This window comes from Pseudomonas sp. NY15435 (assembly GCF_048068295.1).
Classification (GTDB): Bacteria; Pseudomonadota; Gammaproteobacteria; order Pseudomonadales; family Pseudomonadaceae; genus Pseudomonas.
Genome location: NZ_JBLUQA010000002.1, coordinates 598,031 through 615,244 on the forward strand (window position 1 = coordinate 598,031; position 17,214 = coordinate 615,244).

Here is a 17,214-nt window from a genome sequence, read left to right on the forward strand (position 1 = left end):
CTTCACAAGTGCATGACCCGGCTGTGACAGGCTGGTTTGTATCGTTCGCCCTGAATTCGGGAAAGGTAAATATCCGATGACTGAAAAACCCGTCGACCTGGAGTTCTCTCAAAAGTACGACCGCCAGCACGCAGAGCGTTACCTGCGCAAGCACCAGGCCGGACTCTCCCGGAAACTTTCCCACTGGCGCGATGTCCAAGTCGCCCGCCAGGCTCTCAAGCTTGCCGGCCAGCCCAACCTGGTTCTCGACCTGCCGTGCGGCGCCGGGCGCTTCTGGCCGATGCTGGCCGAAAAGGAGAACCGGGTGATCATCGGGGCGGACAATTCCCCGGACATGATTGCCGTAGCCTGCGCGGGTCAACCGAATGAGGTTGTAAAACGCGTCCGACCTTTGCAGACTTCCGCGTTTGCCATTGATCTGCCCGACAGCGCCGTCGATAGCATCTTCTCGATGCGCCTGATGCACCATATCGGCGAATCTGACGATCGTTTGACGATGTTGCGCGAATTTCACCGCGTAACCCGTGATTCGGTGATCCTGTCGATGTGGGTCGATGGCAACTTCAAGTCCTGGAAACGTGCTCGCGCCGAGTCGAATCGCAAGAAACACGCTTACCAGAACCGCTTCGTGATTCCCGCCAAGACCATCGAGGCGGAGTTCCGCCAGGCTGGTTTCAAGGTCCAGGATCACATTGATTTCGTCCCGCTCGTACACATGTGGCGGGTCTACATTCTGCGTAAGGAGTGATGGATGGCCGTTGATCTGGCTTCGCTGCAGCAAATTTCCGGTGAGAACGCCATCGACCGTTGGCTCCAGGTGCCCGGCAAGTGGGTCGAGGAACCCAACCGTCGGCGCGGCGGCGAAAGCGGCGTGCAGCGAGTCCTGACCTCCGACGGCCGCATGCTCTATCGCAAGCAGCAGATGGGTCACATCTACCGTGACCTGCTGCATCCCTTCGGTTATCCGACCGCCATTCGCGAGCGTAACGCCCTCAAGGCCGCCGAAGCGCTGGGCGTGAAGGTGCCGACGCTGGTCTACGCCGGTTGCCGCAAGGTCGATGGCGAGTGGCAGGCGCTGCTGGTCACCGAATCCCTGGACGGTTTCACCAGCCTGGAAGACTGCTACGCCCGTGGCGACCAGGAGCGCTGGGGTGAAGCCCTGCACCAAAGAATTCTGCAACATTACGGTAGTACCCTTGCAAAACTTAACGCCGGTCGCTGGCAGCATGGCTGCCTCTACCTCAAGCATGTGTTCGTGAAGGTGGACGGCGAGAAGATCGAAGTGGCCCTGATTGACATGGAAAAGGCTCGCCAGCGCTTCAGCGCCCAGCGTGCCGCGCGTCACGATCTTCGCCAGGTAAAACGCCGCTCGTCGTGGACAGAGGCGCAATGGCAGGCCTTTGTCTATGGTTACCAAGCGGCGTTTGGCAGCGCCATCAAAGGGTTGCAGACATGAAGTTAGAAATTACGCGAGGTTTGCTCCTCGTTGGCGCGCTCGGGGTGGCGACCCTGGCGGCGGCGGCCTGGCATGAGCCGGGGCCTTCGGTCATTTCCGGAAAAGGCGGCTTGGACAGCTGCCCGATGCCGCCCAACCTGCGCGCCAAGCAACAGGACATCCGCCCGGATGACGACCTGCTGCTCTTCCTGTTCGGGATGACGCAGAGCAAAGCACGCTGATTTCTGATTCCAACTCGAAACCCCGCCTCGGCGGGGTTTTTTGTGGGCGACGGGTTTAGACTGCCGGTTCAAGCCTGCAATGAGATGAGCATGAGCGACAGCGCATTTTCCCGGCGGATCGTGCAGAACCTGCTGGATACCGACTTCTACAAGCTGAGCATGATGCAGGCGGTACTGCACAACTACCCCAATGCCGAGGTGGAGTGGGAGTTCCGCTGCCGCAACGAGGAGGACCTGCGCGCCTACCTGGACCCGCTGCGCGAGCAGATCGAGCGCCTGGCGGAGCTGTCCTTCTCCCCCCAGGACCTGGCTTTCCTCGAACGTATCCCGTTCTTCAAGCCCGACTTCATCCGCTTCCTCGGCCTGTTCCGCTTCAATCCCCGTTATGTGCAACTGGGCGTGGAGAACGAGGAGCTGTTCCTGCGCCTGAAAGGGCCGTGGCTGCACGTGATTCTCTTCGAGGTGCCGCTGCTCGCGAGTATCAGTGAAGTGCGCAACCGCCACCGCCACCCTGGCACGACGCTGACGATGGTCCGCGAGCGCCTGCAGGAAAAGTTCGACTGGCTGCGCAAGGAGGCCAGCGCCGAGGAACTGGCGGGCTTCAAGATGGCCGACTTCGGCACCCGCCGGCGCTTCTCCTATCCGGTACAGGAAGCGGTGGTGCGCGACCTGCGCGACGGCTTCCCCGGCCACTTCGTCGGCACCAGCAACGTACACCTGGCGCGGGAGCTGGGCGTCAAGCCACTGGGCACCATGGCCCATGAGTGGCTGATGGCGCATCAGCAGCTCGGCCCTCGGCTGATCGACAGCCAGGCCGCCGCGCTGGACGCCTGGGTGCGTGAGTACCGCGGGCAGCTGGGTATCGCCCTGACTGACTGCATCACCATGGACGCCTTCCTGGTGGACTTCGACCTGTACTTCGCCAAGCTCTTCGACGGCCTGCGCCACGACTCGGGCGATCCGCTGGAATGGGCGGAAAAGGCCATCCGGCACTACGAGCACCTGGGTATCGACCCGCTGACCAAGACCCTGGTGTTCTCCGACGGCCTCAACCTGCCACGGGCGCTGGAAATCTACCGCGCGCTGCGCGAGCGGATCGATGTCAGCTTTGGCATCGGCACCCATTTCACCTGCGATGTGCCGGGTGTACAGCCGATGAACATCGTGCTGAAGATGACCGCCTGCAACGGCCACCCGGTGGCAAAGATTTCCGACGAGCCTGGCAAGACGCAGTGCAAGGACGAGAACTTCCTGCACTACCTCAAGCACGTCTTCAAAGTCCCGGCCTAGTCGATTGCGAAGCGCGGCGGGACGCGCCACTCTTGTTGAAGCACTCATTGCGACAGGCCCACTGAAGGGGAACAACGGATGTCAGTCACGAACCAACTCATCATCGGTGCGGGCCCCGACGGGCAGCCGGTCGGCCAGTCCTGGAAGCTCGCCAACCGTCACGGCCTGATCGCCGGCGCCACCGGCACGGGCAAGACGGTGACGCTGCAGCACCTCGCCGAATCCTTCAGCGATGCCGGTATCGCGGTGTTCGCCGCCGACATCAAGGGCGACCTGTGCGGCATTGCCGCCGCTGGCAACCCGCAGGGCAAGGTGGCCGAGCGTATCGCCAGCATGCCCTGGCTGAACTACAAGCCCCAGGCCTACCCGGTCAGTATCTGGGACGTGGCTGGGAAGACCGGCCACCCGCTGCGCACCACATTGTCCGAGATGGGCCCGCTGCTTCTGGCCAACCTGCTGGAGTTGACCGAGAGCCAGCAGGCTGCGCTGTTTGCCGCGTTCAAGGTGGCCGACCGCGAAGGCCTGCTGCTGCTCGACCTGAAGGACCTCAAGGCGCTGCTCAACCACTTCAAGGAACACCCGGAAGTGCTCGGCGAGGACCGCGCGCTGTTCACTGCCGCCTCGTCCCAGGCGCTGCTGCGGCGCCTGGCGCTGCTGGAGCAGCAGGGCGCAGAAGATTTCTTCGGCGAGCCGGCGCTGCAACTGGAGGACCTGCTGCGCCCCGAAGCCGACGGCCGCGGCCGCATCCACCTGCTGGATGCCAGCAAGCTGGTGCACGATGCGCCCAAGGTCTACGCCACCTTCCTGCTCTGGCTGCTGGCCGAGCTGTTCGAGCAACTGCCCGAGCGCGGCGATGCGGACAAGCCCATCCTCGCGCTGTTCTTCGACGAGGCGCACCTGATGTTCAACGGCACGCCCAAGGCCCTGCAGGATCGCCTCGAACAGGTGGTGCGGCTGATCCGCTCCAAGGGTGTGGGCGTGTACTTCGTCACCCAGTCGCCCAGCGACCTGCCGGACGACGTGCTGGCGCAACTGGGCCTGCGCATCCAGCACGGCCTGCGCGCCTTCACGGCCAAAGAGCAGAAATCCCTGCGCGCGGTGGCCGATGGCTTCCGCCCGAACCCGGCGTTCGACGCCCTGAAGGTGCTCACCGAACTGGGCATCGGCGAGGCGCTGGTCGGCACGCTGGAAGAGAAGGGCACGCCGGCGATGGTCCAGCGTGTGGCCGTGGCGCCGCCGCAGTCGCGCATCGGCCCGCTGACCGATGCCGAGCGTGCCGACGTCATCCGTCGCTCGCCGTTGGCCGGGCGTTATGACCAGCCGATTGACCGTGAGTCCGCGTACGAAAAGCTCACCGGCCGCGCCGACGACAAGATGGCGCCGACTCAGGGGAAGGAGGAGAAAGGCACCGACTTCGGCGGTATGGCCGGCGAGATCCTCGGTTCCCTGGCCAGCCAGGTCAGCAAGACGGTGGTGCGCCAGGCGGCGAACCAGATTGGTCGGCAGTTGGTGCGCGGGCTGATGGGCGCGCTGCTGGGCGGTAGCAAGCGGCGTTGAGGTGAGCGGGCCATGCCCGCGATCGTGCAGATAGTGCCGCCCCGAAACCAGACAACAGGGATGTTCGCGAGCAAGCGCCCCGACCTGTAGGAGCGAGCTTGCTCGCGAACAAAAAAAGGCGCCCGCAGGCGCCTTTTTCATAGCTGCCGCGGTCAGATGCGGAAGCTGTCCACCAACTGGCGCAGGCGGCCTGCCTGGTTCTCCAGGTCCGCGCAGGCGCGCAGCGTGGCCTGGAGGTTTTCCACGCCTTCCTGGTTCAGGGTGTTGATCTCGGTGATGTCCATGTTCAGCGAGTCGACCACGGCGGTCTGCTCTTCGGTGGCGGTGGCGACCGACTGGTTCATCGAATCGATCTCGCCGATGCGGTGGGTGACGCTGGCCAGCCGCTCGCCAGCGCGGTTGGCAATCTCGACGCTCTCCAGGCTGTAGCGCTGGCTTTCGGTCATGGTATCCACGGCTTCGCGGGCGCCGATCTGCAGCTCCTCGATCATCTTCTGGATCTGCTGCGCGGACTCCTGGGCGCGGTGGGCGAGGTTGCGCACTTCGTCCGCCACCACGGCGAATCCACGACCCGCCTCGCCGGCGCGGGCGGCTTCGATGGCGGCGTTCAGCGCCAGCAGGTTGGTCTGCTCGGAGATGCCCTTGATCACCTCCAGAATCTGCCCGATGTTCACCGTACGGCTGTTCAGCGACTCGATGTTGGCGCAGGCCGAGCTGATCTTGTCCGACAGCATGTTCATCGCGCTGATGGTCTGCTCGACCACCTGGCGGCCGTCACCGGCCTGGTGCGAGGCGTCGGTGGCGTGGTGCGAGGCATCGGCGGCGTTGCGGGCGATTTCCTGGGCGGCGGCGCCCAGCTCGTTGATCGCCGCGGCGACGCTGTTGGTGCGGTTGGATTGCTCGTCGGAATTACTCATGGACGAGTTGGAGGCATTCACCACCAGTTGCGAGACGTCGTGCAACTGGCGCGCGGTGGAGGCCACTTCGCGGATGGATTCATGGATGCGCTCCACGAAGCGGTTGAACGCGTTGCCCAGCACGCCGAACTCGTCGTTGCTGGCGACCTTCAGGCGCTTGGTCAGGTCGCCTTCGCCCTGGGCGATGTCTTCCATGGCGCGGCCCATGGTGGTCAGCGGCTGCATCAGCACGCGGATCAGCATGCCCAGCAGGAGCAGGATGGCGACGATGGCGATGGCGGCGGCGATGATGGCCGAGGCGCGGAACTTGCTCAGCATGGAGTAGGCCGCGTCCTTGTCGATGGACAGGCCGATGTACCAGTTCACGGACGGCAGGCCCTTCACCTGGGTAAAGCTGAGGATGCGGGTGTGGCCATTGAGCTCAGCCTCGCTGAAGCCGCCGCCGATTTTCGGGGTGTTCTGCGGGTAGATGTCGGAGAGGGACTTCATGATGAAGCTCTTGTCCGGGTGCACCAGGATCTTGCCGTCGCCGCTGACCAGGAAGGCGTAGCCCATGCCGCTGAAGTCCAGCGAGTTGATGATCTGCACCAGGGTCTGCAGGCCAAGGTCGCCGCCGACTACACCCACGGTCTTGCCGCCAGCGCGGGCCGGGGTCGCCACGGTCATGATCAGTTCCTGGGTGGCGGCGTCGATGTACGGCTCGGTCAGCGTGGTGCCGCCAGCGGCGACGGCATCCTTGTACCAGGGGCGGGTGCGCGGGTCGTAACCGTCAGGCATGGCGCTGTTGGGGCGCATGGTGAAGGTGCCGTCTTCCTGGCCCAGGTAGGTGAAATTGAAGGTCTTGCGCAGGCTGTCCTGCTCCAGCAATGCGCTCAGATGTTCCGCTGCGCTGTCGCGGGCAATGGTCTGTGCGGTGCTTTCGATCAGCAGCAGCCGGCCACTCAGCCAGTTCTGGATGTTGCTGGCGCTCACGTCGCCCATTTCCCGCAGATAGTCTTCGAGGTCCTCGCGGATCGCGTTGCGCTGCAGGTAGTCGTTGTAGAGGGTGAAGAGGGCGAATGCCGAGAAAACAACAAGAGAAGCGGCCAGGAGAATCTTATGGCTGAATTTCAGGCTCTTGATCATGCTGCGTCGAGTCCGGAAGTAGTGGGATGCCTGAGCGGCGTTGGTCCGGGCGACAGATCCGGTGTCGCCGCAGGACGTCCGTTCCTGTGGTGTGAAACGGACGGCGCCGGCGCGGCGGATAGCCGTGCGGGCGTGGCCGGAACTCCCTTGTGCCGGCGGTGACGACAGGCCCGGTTTGTTGGTTGGTATCAAAGGCCTTCACCCTTGATTTCGGCGTGCCCGAGGGAAGCTTGAAAGAGTCGGACGAACGGTAGGAGTGGCTCTGTGGTAGGTGTTTCAGCGGTGATACAGGCTGGTTGGGGCCAAGCCTGAGAAAGCGGAATTTGGTGGTAGGGTCGGGATGGGCAGGTTCGCGAGCAAGCTCGCTCCTGCAAGAGCCCCGACCTGTAGGAGCGAGCTTGCTCGCGAACAAAAAAGGCGCCAAAAGGCGCCTTTTTTCATCTTCGCAAGAATCAGATACGGAAGCTGTCCACCAACTGGCGCAGCCGGCCTGCCTGGTTCTCCAGGTCCGCGCAGGCACGCAGGGTGGCCTGGAGGTTTTCCACGCCTTCCTGGTTCAGGGTGTTGATCTCGGTGATGTCCATGTTCAGCGAGTCGACCACGGCGGTCTGCTCTTCGGTGGCGGTGGCGACCGACTGGTTCATCGAATCGATCTCGCCGATGCGGTGGGTGACGCTGGCCAGGCGCTCGCCAGCGCGGTTGGCAATCTCGACGCTCTCCAGGCTGTAGCGCTGGCTTTCGGTCATGGTATCCACGGCTTCGCGGGCGCCGACCTGCAGCTCCTCGATCATCTTCTGGATTTCCTGCGCGGACTCCTGGGCGCGGTGGGCGAGGTTGCGCACCTCGTCCGCCACCACGGCGAATCCACGGCCAGCTTCGCCGGCGCGGGCGGCCTCGATGGCGGCGTTCAGCGCCAGCAGGTTGGTCTGCTCGGAGATGCCCTTGATCACCTCCAGAATCTGCCCGATGTTCACCGTGCGGCTGTTCAGCGACTCGATGTTGGCGCAGGCCGAGCTGATCTTGTCCGACAGCATGTTCATCGCGCTGATGGTCTGCTCGACCACCTGGCGGCCATCGGCGGACTGATGGCTGGCGTCGGTCGCATGGTGCGAGGCGTCGGCGGCGTTGCGGGCGATTTCCTGGGCGGCGGCGCCCAGTTCGTTGATCGCCGCGGCGACGCTGTTGGTGCGGTTGGCCTGTTCGTCGGAGTTGCTCATCGAGGAGTTGGAAGCATTCACCACCAACTGCGAGACGTCGTGCAGCTGGCGTGCGGTGGAGGCCACTTCGCGGATGGACTCGTGGATACGCTCGACGAAACGGTTGAAGGCATTGGCCAGCACGCCGAACTCATCGTTGCTGGCGACGTTAAGGCGTTTGGTCAGGTCGCCTTCGCCCTGGGCGATGTCCTGCATGGCGCGCCCCATGTCGGTCAGTGGCGCCATCAGCACGCGGATCAGCATGCCCAGCAGGAACAGGATGGCGATGATGGCGATGACGGTGGCGATGATGGCGGTGTTGCGGAAATCGCTCAGCATCGCGTAGGCGGAATCCTTGTTGAGCACCAGGGCGACGTACCAGGTCACGCCCGGCAGGCCTTTCACCGGGGTCATGGAGACCAGCTGGTCCTCGCCGTTGATGCTGACTTCCTGCACGCCCGGCTGCACCTTGGGTGCGCCTTGCTGGTAGACCTCGCCGAGGCTCTTGAAGATCAGGCTGCTATCGGGGTGCAGAAGGATTTTGCCGGCGTCGCTGACCAGGAAGGCATAGCCATCGCCGTCGAACTTCAGCGAGTTGATGATCGCCGTGATGGTTTCCAGCTTCATGTCGCCGGCGGCCACGCCGACCAACTGGCCATTGCGCATGACCGGCATGGACATGGCGAGGATCTGCTCGTTGGTGCCGGCATCGAGGAAGGGCTCGGTCACGATCAGCCGGCCGGCGGCCACGGCGTCCTTGTACCAGCCGCGGGTGCGCGGGTCGTAGCCGTCGGGCATCGGCGCATAGGGGCGCATGGTGAACACGCCGCTGGCGGCTTCACCGAGGTAGACCGATTCGAAGTTCTTCTGGAACACCTGCTGCTCCAGCACGTGCTGGATGCGCTCGGACGTCGGTTCGCCATCGGCCAGTTGCGCAGCTTCCGCTTCCACCAGTTGGATGCGCCCCTCCAGCCAGCTCTGGATGTTGCTGGCGGTCAGGCTGCCGACCTCGGAGAGATAGGATTCGGTGTCAGAGTGGATCGCGTCGCGCTGGCGCAAATCGTTGAAGAAGATGAAACAGGCGAAGGCGAAGGTAACCACGAGGGAGGCAGCCAGGAGAATCTTCCTGGAGAAGGACAGCGAACGAAGCATCGGTAAAGCATCCTGCTGTGAAACGGGTTTGAGCAGGCTGTATCGGCAGCGCAGGGCGCAACTTTAGAAAACTTTCATGCACGCAGCAGAACAAGTTCCCGCGCCGGGCGCGGGAACTTCCAATTAGGTAGAAGAGCGGAAATCAGGAATAACCGCTATTTCGCTTTTGCAACTTCGGTCTTGATGCTGTCCATGATTACGCCAAGGTCGGTTCCGATCAACGCGGCCGCGCTGATGACGACTACCGAGATCAGTCCCGCAATAACCGCATATTCGATCGCTGTTGCCCCTTCCTTGTCGGCCATGAATGCCTTGGCCTTGCAATACAGTTTCAGGGACAGGTTTTTTATTGTCAGGTCCATCACGGGTGCTCCCTCGAATACCACCGGGGCGGCGCCCCGACTTCATCGTCAGGCTAGGCGTCGTATGGCTGAATGCAATTGTTCAAATAGCGCTAATACCAAAGTTATAACCCTCTCGGCATATAAGTAATTGCATGTCGTAAATTTAACCGGCGTAGTTGACGCTCTAAACACAGCTACTAGATTCTGATTTGGAACAAATAAAAGCTGATTATGAGGAATGATTCTTATCGAACTTCCTCGCCTGGCCGAAACAACAATAAAGGTCTGAAGGACAAGCACTGGCGGTGCCGGTGGCTGACTTCTCACGACAAGGCCGTGGACCCTCGGTCCGCATTTTTCGACATTCCCCAAGGACGTCGTCATGAATAGCAAGGTGCTGATGGTATTCGCCGGGCTGTTGTTGGTTTGCGCTGGCGTGGTGGGGTACCTGGGGTTACAGGTTGGCAAACCGGCCGCGCCGGTGACTGGGGTGGTCCAGGAGGTAGCGCCGGCGGCGATGGCCGAGGCCGACAAGCTGCAGCGCACCGCCGTGGTGGTGGCCGCCCGTGACCTGCCGGCCCTGGCTGTGATCGGCAAGGACGATGTCAGCGTGGAGATGCTCCGCACTGCGCCCGCTGGCAGCTTTCCCAAGCCTGAAGCGGTGATCGGCCAGCGCGTCTGGGTCGCCGTTCCGGCGGGCAATATCCTCACTTCCGCCATCACCGAGCCGGGTGGACCATTGGCCCGCACCATCCGCCCGGACGAGCGCGCCATGGCGATTGCCGTGGACGAGGTCATCGGTGGCGGCGGTTTCGTGCTCCCCGGCGACTACGTCGACGTCATGCTCTTCGTCCAGGATCAGCAGAGCACCGAGCGCAGCCTCAGCGCCCAGGTGGTGCTGCCTGGTGTGCGGGTGCTGACCTACGGCGAACAGATCGCCGTTGCCACCGACGGCCAGGCACGCAACGCCGGCGACCCCAAGGACAAGACACCCAAACCGCCGCGCACTGCCGTGCTGGCGGTACCCGCCGAAGCCGCTTCGCGCCTCATGCTGGCCAGCCAGGCCGGTTCCCTGCGCCTGGCTGTGCGCAGCAAGGACGAGAACCTCTTCGAGAAGGAGCAGCAGGGCCGCTATATCCAGGCCTCGCTCGGTGGCGCTTCCAGCCAGCCGATCACCCTCGAGCAGCTTATTGGCAAGCCGCGTCAGGCCCAGGCGCCCGCCGTGCGCCAGGTCTCCGCCCCGCAGGTCGACGCTGGCGTGGTGGTCTACCGCGGCACCACCGTTTCCCGTGAAGCACATTGAGCAAGGAGTGCATCGATGTCCAAGCGCTTCATCCTTCCCCTGGCCGCATTGCTGGCCTGCGCCGTCCACTCCGCGGCGCAGGCCGTGCCGAGCGCCTGCGCAGGCTTTGCTGACCAGCAGTTGAACCTCGACGTCGAGCAGGGCGCCCAGCGCGACCAGCAACTGCCGGTGCCGATCAAGCGCCTGGCCATCGGCGACCCGAACATCGCCGACGTGCAGGTGCTCGACAAGCGCGACTTCCTCATCACCGGCAAGACCGAGGGCCTGACCAGCCTGCTGATCTGGACCGCTTGCAGCGACCAGCCGATTCGTACCGTGGTGCGCGTCGGTGCGCGTGCGGTGGGCGACGTGGCCGGGGCTACCGGCGTCGGCGCCGGCAGCCTGCCCAACCAGGTGCAGACCGATATCCGCTTCGTCGAGGTCAGTCGCAGCAAGCTCAAGCAGGCCAGCACTTCGCTGGTGCGGCGCGGCTCCAACACCTTCGTGCTGGGCTCTCCGGGCAGCCTGGGCAACATGACGGTCGATCCCGTCGGTAACCTCGATGGCACCTTCGGCAATGCCAACGGCGGCTTCAACATCATCTGGGGCGGCGGCAGCAGCAAGTGGTTGGGTTTCATCAATGCCCTGGAAGGCAGCGGCTTCGCCTACACCCTGGCGCGCCCGAGTCTGGTGGCCACCAGCGGGCAGAGCGCGTCGTTCCTGGCCGGTGGCGAGTTCCCGATTCCCGTGCCCAATGGCGACAAGGACACCATCACCATCGAGTACAAGGAGTTCGGCGTGCGCCTGACCCTGACCCCGACCGTGATGAACGACAAGCGCATCGCGCTCAAGGTCGCGCCGGAAGTCAGCGAGTTGGACTTCTCCAGTGGCATCCGCACCAACGACATCGCCGTACCCGCGCTGACCGTGCGGCGTACCGATACCAGCGTGATGCTCGCCGACGGCGAGAGCTTCGTGATCAGCGGCCTGATCAGCAGCAGCACGATCAGCAATATCGACAAGTTCCCCTTCCTGGGCAGCATCCCGGTGATTGGCGCGCTGTTCCGTTCCTCCAGCCTGGACAAGGATGACCGCGAACTGCTGATGATCGTCACCCCGCACCTGGTGCAGCCGCTGGCGGCCAATGCCGCGCTGCCCAAGCTTCCCGGCGAAGGGCTGCGCGACTACGACCCCGGGTTCGGCGAGTTCTATTTCCTCGAGGACGGCCGCTTCGACAAGCGCAAGGCCAGCAGCGGGATGTCGCACTGATGGATACCTACGAAGCGCTGACCCGCCAGAGAGCGGGAGGCAAGGCAAAACAAGGGAGCACCGGCATGAGTCAGACTTTCGTGGCGCTGGTCCAGCATGCCGGCGAGCAGGAATGGCTGCAGAGCAGCCTGGCCGGCTGCGGGCAGGTGGTCCTGGCCAACAGCGGAACGCTGGAGGAGCTGCTGTCGCTGCTCGACGTCACCGGTGCTACGGTCCTGTTCACCAGCCTGAACAAGGCCAACCTGGTCTCCCAGGGCTCGCTGATCGAGGGGCTGGTTTCCGCGCGACCGCTGCTTTCGGTGGTGGCCGTCGGCGATGGGCTGGACAACCAACTGGTACTGGCCGCCATGCGCGCAGGAGCTCGGGACTTCGTCACCTACGGCGCCCGTGCCAGCGAACTGAGCGGGCTGGTCCGCCGTCTTGGCGGGCGCCTGCCCACGGTACCGGTGAGTGCCACCCAGCAGGGCGAGTTGATCAGCCTGATCAGCGCCCGGCCAGACGCCGACGGCGCCTTCGTCGCCCTGCACCTGGCCCTGGCGCTGCAACGCCAGGCGGAGCACCGCGTGCTGCTGGTGGACATCGGCCAGCCCACCGGCGAGGCGCTGGCGATCCTGGGCATGGAGCCGTCTTTCACCTTCGCCGATGCCCTGCGCAATTTGCGGCGCCTGGACCAGACCCTGATCGACAGCGCCTTCACCCGCCACGAGTCCGGCCTGCGTGTGCTCAGCCTCTCGGATGAGCCTGGCGTGCTGGAGCGCATCACCACCGCCGAGCTGTATCTGTTGCTGGGCAACCTGCGCAGCGCCTTCAGCCATATCCTGATCAACCTCACCGGCGTCGCCGAAGGCGAACTCAGCGGCCAACTGCTGATGCAGGCCAGTCGCGTGCTGTGGCTGGTGGACCAGAGCGTGCCGTCGTGCAAGAAGGGACTGGAACGCCTGCGCCGCCTGCGTGAACGCACGCCTTCGCTGCCGCGCATCGAGCTGCTGATCGAGCGTTACTGGGCCTCGGTGCCACCGGATGCGCCGGCGCTGGGCAAGATGTTCGGCCTGGAACTCTTCGGCATCCTGCCGGCCTCGCCAGAGGCCCGCTTGCGCGCCAAGAACGTCGGCCAGAGCCTGTTCGAGCTGGCCCCGCGTGATCCTCTGACGGTGAAGCTGCGTGACCTCGCCGAAGCGCTGGGTGCAGGCGTGGCCGAGAAGCGCGGGTTGTTCAGCTGGATCGGCCGGGCGAAGGCCGCGCGCTCATGAGCCAGCATTACGGCGGCGGCCCCAGCCGCCACGACCAGGACCTGCAGACGCTGAAGATGCGCCTGCACCGCTACATCATCGACGAGATCGACGAAGACGGCATGAACCTGCTCGAAGGCGCGCGGCCGGCGGTGGCGCAGTACGTCTCCGAGAAGGTCTGCGAGTACGCCTCGCGCCGCCAGCTCGCGATCTCCCGCTACGAGCTGGACCGCCTCGCCGAAGAAGTGGTCGACGAACTGACCGGCTTCGGCCCGCTGGAAATCCTTCTGCGCGACCCCGGCATCTCGGAAATCCTGGTCAACGGCCCGGACCGGGTATTCATCGAGCACGAAGGCCGGCTGTACCAGAGCGACCTGCGCTTCATCGACGATCACCATGTGCAGCGGGTGATCCAGCGTATCCTCGCGCCGCTGGGCCGGCGCCTGGACGAGTCCAGCCCGATGGTGGATGCGCGCCTGCCTGACGGCAGCCGGGTCAACGCGATCATCCCGCCGGTGGCGCTGGACGGGCCCTGCCTGTCGATTCGCAAGTTCAGCAAGGAACTGCTCAAGAGCGCCGACCTGCTGGCTTACCAGAGTGTCGACGAAGCCATGCTGGCTTTTCTCCGCCAGGCAGTGGCGAGCCGCTGCAACATCCTCATCAGCGGCGGCACCGGCACCGGCAAGACCACGCTGCTCAACGTCATGAGCAGCTTCATCGACGAGCGCGAGCGTATTGTTACCATCGAGGACACCGCCGAACTGCAACTGGGCCACGATCACGTGGTGCGGCTGGAGACCCGCCCGCCGAACGCTGAAGGCTTCGGTGAGGTGACCGCCCGCGACCTGATCCGCAACGCCCTGCGGATGCGTCCCGACCGCATCATCCTCGGTGAGATCCGCGGCGTCGAAGTACTCGATGTGCTGCAGGCAATGAACACCGGCCACGATGGCTCGATGAGCACCGTGCACGCCAACTCGGCGATGGACTCGCTGCTGCGTCTGGAAATGCTGGTGGGGCTCACCGGCCAGCGTGTGCCGGAACAGACCCTGCGGCAGATGCTCTGCTCGGCGCTGGACATCATCGTGCAGATCACCCGCCTGTCCAACGGTCGCCGCTGCGTCAGCGAGATACTTGAAGTGCTGGACGTGCGTGACGGTGTCTACGTCACCAACTCGCTGTTCAGCCTCGACCGGCGTGGCACCGGGCAATTTGTCCGCACTGCCCAGCCGGGCGGGTTGAAGTTCCGTCAGGTGCTGCTGTGAGCGGCGCCCTCTGGTTGGTCGTTGCCAGCCTGGCTCTGGCTGCGCTGGGCATGGCGCTGGCGGGCATGAGCTGGCGCGCGCGGCACCATGAACTGGTGATGCGCCGCCTGAGCGGAGAGAGCGTGGTCGCCGGAGGAGGGCGCGTACGCAGCAGCCACTGGCTGGCGAGACGCATGCGCCGCGCGGGGATCACGGAGATGGGGCGCTGGTTGCTGGGAGCGGCAGTGGTTTCCCTCGTGCTGGGGCTTTTCGGGCAGCGCCTGGCCGGGCCGGTGGGCGCGCTCTGTGGCGTCGGCCTGGGCGTGCTGGGGTTCCATGGCCTGGTCAACCTGCTGTACCGGCGGCGCCTGCAGAAGATGATCCGGCAGATGCCCAACTTCCTTGACCAGGTGGTGCGCAGCCTGCACTCCGGCCGCACCCTGGGCGACGCCATCACCCAGGCGGTGAATATTGCCGACGATCCCCTGCGGGAAATCTTCTCGCTGGTGAACAACCACGTGCTACTGGGCATCAGCCTGCCCGAGGCGTTGCAGGAGGTGGCCGAACTGTATGACGTGGAGGAGCTGCACGTGCTCTCTCTCGGGGTGGCGGTGAACCATCGCTACGGCGGCAATACCACCGACCTGCTGGAGAACATCATCAAGGTCATCCATGAGCGGGAGAAGCTCGGTCGTCAGCTGCGCGCCATGACCGGTGAAACCCGCATGAGTGCCCTGGTGCTGGCGCTGCTGCCGGTGAGCCTGGGGGCCTACATCCTGTTCAGCAATCCGGGCTACCTGATGAACATGTGGCACGACCATGGCGGCCGCCTGATGCTGCTGACTTCCCTGGGATTGCAGGTGCTGGGGTGCTATACGCTCTGGCGCATGCTCAAGAGCGTCTGAGGAGGCCGGCATGCCCCTGATGTACGGATTGATGGTGGTGATCCTGGCCCTGGCGGCGATCCTCCTGTGGCTTTCCCAGAGCCGCGCCGCCGGCCGCGAGCAGCGTCTGATCCAGCAGCGACTGGGCGGCGATTCGCTGCCGCGCGGCGCCGGTCAGCGCGTGGCGCAAGCGTTCGATCGGATGAGCGACAGCGGCCTGGGCAAACGCCTGCAACTACGTGACGAAGAGGTCCGGTTGCTGCTCAACCAGGCCGGCTGGTCCGGCAGTACGCCGCGCCGCATTTACCTGGTGTCGATCTTCCTCGTTCCCATACTGTTCGTGACCATTGTACTGGCGGTCCTGGCCACGCCGGGGCACGCCCATACATCGCCGTTGTTGCCGCTGTCCTTCGCCGCCGGCATCGGCTTCCTGCTGCCCAAGCGGGTGCTGGCCTATTTCGCCGGCCAGCGTCGGCAACGCCTGGCCGACGAGGTGATCCTGTTCATCCAGCTGATCCGCATCCTCTTCGACTCCGGCCTCACCGTGGAGCAGAGCCTGCGCGTGGTCTGCCGGGAAGGGCGGAACATCGTCCCGGTGCTGGTGGAAGAGCTCGATGGCGTGTTGGCTCACGCCGAAAGCGGCCTGGACCTGGCCGACGAGCTGGAACTGCTGAGCAAGCGCCTGGCGGTGGGGGAGCTCAGCGACTGCTGCAACGTGTTGCGCCAGATGGTGCGCCAGGGCGGCAGCGCGCGCGGTTCGCTGCTGACGCTCAAAAACCTGTTCGAGGACCGCCGCCTGACTGGCCTGCAGGAAAAGGTCAGCAAGATGTCGGCGAAGATGAGCCTGGTGATGATGACGCTGCTGTTCCCGGCGCTGCTGATCATCCTCGCCGGGCCCGGATTCCTCGCGATCACCAAGGCCATGGGGAGAATGGGATGAGAAACGCCTGCTTGATCGGCCTGCTGGGCCTGACCCTCGGTGGCTGCGCCAACCTCGACAGCCTGGGTGGCGGGCCGAACGTCGGACAGACCTGCGACGAGAAGCTCGGCCAGGCGGTGGAGCTGCAGCTCAACCTGGCTCGCGAGATGCTCGACAACGGCCGTGCCCACGCCGCCCTGGCCAACCTGGAAACCCTGCCGCCGAACTCGCTGGAAGTACGCGAAAGCAAGGCGCTGGCCCTGCGTCGCATCGGCGATCCCAAGGCGCGCATCGTCTACGAAGGGCTGCTGGGCACCTGCAAGTCCGCCGAGGCCCACCATGGCCTGGGACAGATCGCCATGCGTGGCGGCAACACCGTGGAAGCCGAGCGCGAGCTGCGTGAAGCGGCGCGCCTGCAACCCACCGACAGTGCCCTGCGCAACGACCTGGGCTACGTCCTGATGCGTCGCGGCGAGATGGAGAAGGCGCGTTTCGAGTTCATCACCGCCATGGAGCTGAACGAGCACGACAAGCTGCCGGCCACCAACCTGCTCAGCGTCATGTTCATCCAGGGTGAGAACAGCGAGGCCAGCCGGTTGATCCAGAGCGTCGGGCTGTCCGCCGACCAGGTCCGCGCGGCCCAGGACCAGGCAAAGGACCTGCGCCCGGTCAGCCCCGCCGGTCCGGCCAGCCAGCCGGCGCTGCAGGCCGAAAGCGTGAGTTACGTGGACGATCCGGCAGAGGACGCGCACCCCGCGCTGGTCGAGTCGACTCCGGCGGTAGCGCGCGACGCCAAGCTGCTGGTCAAGGCCCGCTGAGGCGGGCGGGGAGGGAAGGATGAAGACATGGATTCTGGCCGGCGCACTGCTGGCGACGCCGATGCTGGCTCAGGCGGTGGAGAGCACTCACACCGAAGCCGGTACCACCGCTCGTGACCAGCAGGAAGTGCTGACCTGGCTGGATCTGCAGAGCAGCGGCAAGGCCGCCTCGCCCCATCGGCAGAGCGCCACGCCGGCCGAGCGCGACCGTGCCTACCAGCGCTACCTGAAGAGCTATACCCGCGAGATTCCCGAGTATCTGCTGGACGACAACAGCTTCAGCACCGACAAGAACTGATCCCTTCCGGAGG

General features: G+C 64.6%; 16 protein-coding genes. 13 read left to right on the plus strand and 3 right to left on the minus strand.

Features of this window, described 5'->3' with window-relative positions:
* Positions 1-76 precede the first annotated feature (76 nt).
* From ACNFH5_RS06925 to ACNFH5_RS06945, 5 genes are all read left to right on the plus strand, one after another.
* Complete coding sequence (locus ACNFH5_RS06925; protein ID WP_416744898.1) at positions 77-748, plus strand: class I SAM-dependent methyltransferase; 672 nt, start codon at positions 77-79, stop codon at positions 746-748.
* Between the two features lie 3 nt (positions 749-751).
* Complete coding sequence (locus ACNFH5_RS06930) at positions 752-1,456, plus strand: lipopolysaccharide kinase InaA family protein (RefSeq protein WP_416744899.1); 705 nt, start codon at positions 752-754, stop codon at positions 1,454-1,456.
* Positions 1,453-1,677, plus strand: coding sequence for a hypothetical protein (locus ACNFH5_RS06935; protein ID WP_416744900.1), 225 nt, complete (start codon positions 1,453-1,455; stop codon positions 1,675-1,677). Before ACNFH5_RS06930 ends, ACNFH5_RS06935 begins: the two co-directional genes overlap by 4 nt.
* A gap of 90 nt (positions 1,678-1,767) precedes the next feature.
* Positions 1,768-2,967 carry a nicotinate phosphoribosyltransferase gene (pncB, locus tag ACNFH5_RS06940; RefSeq protein ID WP_416744901.1) on the plus strand — a complete coding sequence of 400 codons (1,200 nt, stop codon included), beginning with the start codon at positions 1,768-1,770 and terminating at the stop codon, positions 2,965-2,967.
* A 78-nt stretch (positions 2,968-3,045) separates the two neighbouring features.
* Positions 3,046-4,524: a helicase HerA-like domain-containing protein gene (locus tag ACNFH5_RS06945; RefSeq protein WP_416744902.1), complete on the plus strand. Its 1,479-nt coding sequence runs from the start codon at positions 3,046-3,048 to the stop codon at positions 4,522-4,524.
* 152 nt (positions 4,525-4,676) lie between these two features.
* Here the strand turns inward: ACNFH5_RS06945 and ACNFH5_RS06950 are convergent, their stop codons facing one another.
* The 3 genes from ACNFH5_RS06950 to ACNFH5_RS06960 form a co-directional block, all read right to left on the minus strand.
* Positions 4,677-6,566 (minus strand): methyl-accepting chemotaxis protein, encoded by a 1,890-nt coding sequence (locus tag ACNFH5_RS06950; RefSeq protein ID WP_416744903.1) that lies wholly within the window; start codon positions 6,564-6,566, stop codon positions 4,677-4,679.
* 452 nt (positions 6,567-7,018) lie between these two features.
* Complete coding sequence (locus tag ACNFH5_RS06955) at positions 7,019-8,914, minus strand: methyl-accepting chemotaxis protein (RefSeq protein WP_416744904.1); 1,896 nt, start codon at positions 8,912-8,914, stop codon at positions 7,019-7,021.
* Positions 8,915-9,069: 155 nt separating this feature from the next.
* The gene (locus ACNFH5_RS06960) at positions 9,070-9,264 is read right to left on the minus strand and encodes a Flp family type IVb pilin (protein WP_413352176.1); all 195 of its coding nucleotides are present in this window, start codon (positions 9,262-9,264) and stop codon (positions 9,070-9,072) included.
* A 376-nt stretch (positions 9,265-9,640) separates the two neighbouring features.
* On the opposite strand from ACNFH5_RS06960, the gene cpaB reads away from it, so the two are divergent.
* The 8 genes from cpaB to ACNFH5_RS07000 all read left to right on the plus strand — a co-directional run bounded on the left by cpaB (position 9,641) and on the right by ACNFH5_RS07000 (position 17,201).
* Entirely contained in the window at positions 9,641-10,561 is a 921-nt protein-coding gene (gene cpaB, locus ACNFH5_RS06965) for a Flp pilus assembly protein CpaB (protein ID WP_416744905.1), read from the plus strand.
* A 15-nt stretch (positions 10,562-10,576) separates the two neighbouring features.
* Positions 10,577-11,809 carry a type II and III secretion system protein family protein gene (locus ACNFH5_RS06970; protein WP_416744906.1) on the plus strand — a complete coding sequence of 411 codons (1,233 nt, stop codon included), beginning with the start codon at positions 10,577-10,579 and terminating at the stop codon, positions 11,807-11,809.
* Between the two features lie 65 nt (positions 11,810-11,874).
* The gene (gene tadZ / locus ACNFH5_RS06975) at positions 11,875-13,059 is read left to right on the plus strand and encodes a type 4b pilus Flp biogenesis protein TadZ (protein WP_416744907.1); all 1,185 of its coding nucleotides are present in this window, start codon (positions 11,875-11,877) and stop codon (positions 13,057-13,059) included.
* Entirely contained in the window at positions 13,056-14,303 is a 1,248-nt protein-coding gene (tadA, locus tag ACNFH5_RS06980; protein WP_416744908.1) for a type 4b pilus Flp biogenesis ATPase TadA, read from the plus strand. Before tadZ ends, tadA begins: the two co-directional genes overlap by 4 nt.
* Positions 14,300-15,187 carry a type II secretion system F family protein gene (locus ACNFH5_RS06985; RefSeq protein WP_416744909.1) on the plus strand — a complete coding sequence of 296 codons (888 nt, stop codon included), beginning with the start codon at positions 14,300-14,302 and terminating at the stop codon, positions 15,185-15,187. Before tadA ends, ACNFH5_RS06985 begins: the two co-directional genes overlap by 4 nt.
* 10 nt (positions 15,188-15,197) lie before the next feature.
* Positions 15,198-16,106: a type II secretion system F family protein gene (locus ACNFH5_RS06990; protein ID WP_416744910.1), complete on the plus strand. Its 909-nt coding sequence runs from the start codon at positions 15,198-15,200 to the stop codon at positions 16,104-16,106.
* Entirely contained in the window at positions 16,103-16,903 is an 801-nt protein-coding gene (locus ACNFH5_RS06995) for a tetratricopeptide repeat protein (RefSeq protein WP_416744911.1), read from the plus strand. The genes ACNFH5_RS06990 and ACNFH5_RS06995 overlap by 4 nt, the downstream gene beginning before the upstream one ends.
* 19 nt (positions 16,904-16,922) lie before the next feature.
* Positions 16,923-17,201 carry a DUF3613 domain-containing protein gene (locus ACNFH5_RS07000; RefSeq protein ID WP_416744912.1) on the plus strand — a complete coding sequence of 93 codons (279 nt, stop codon included), beginning with the start codon at positions 16,923-16,925 and terminating at the stop codon, positions 17,199-17,201.
* Positions 17,202-17,214: the final 13 nt, after the last annotated feature.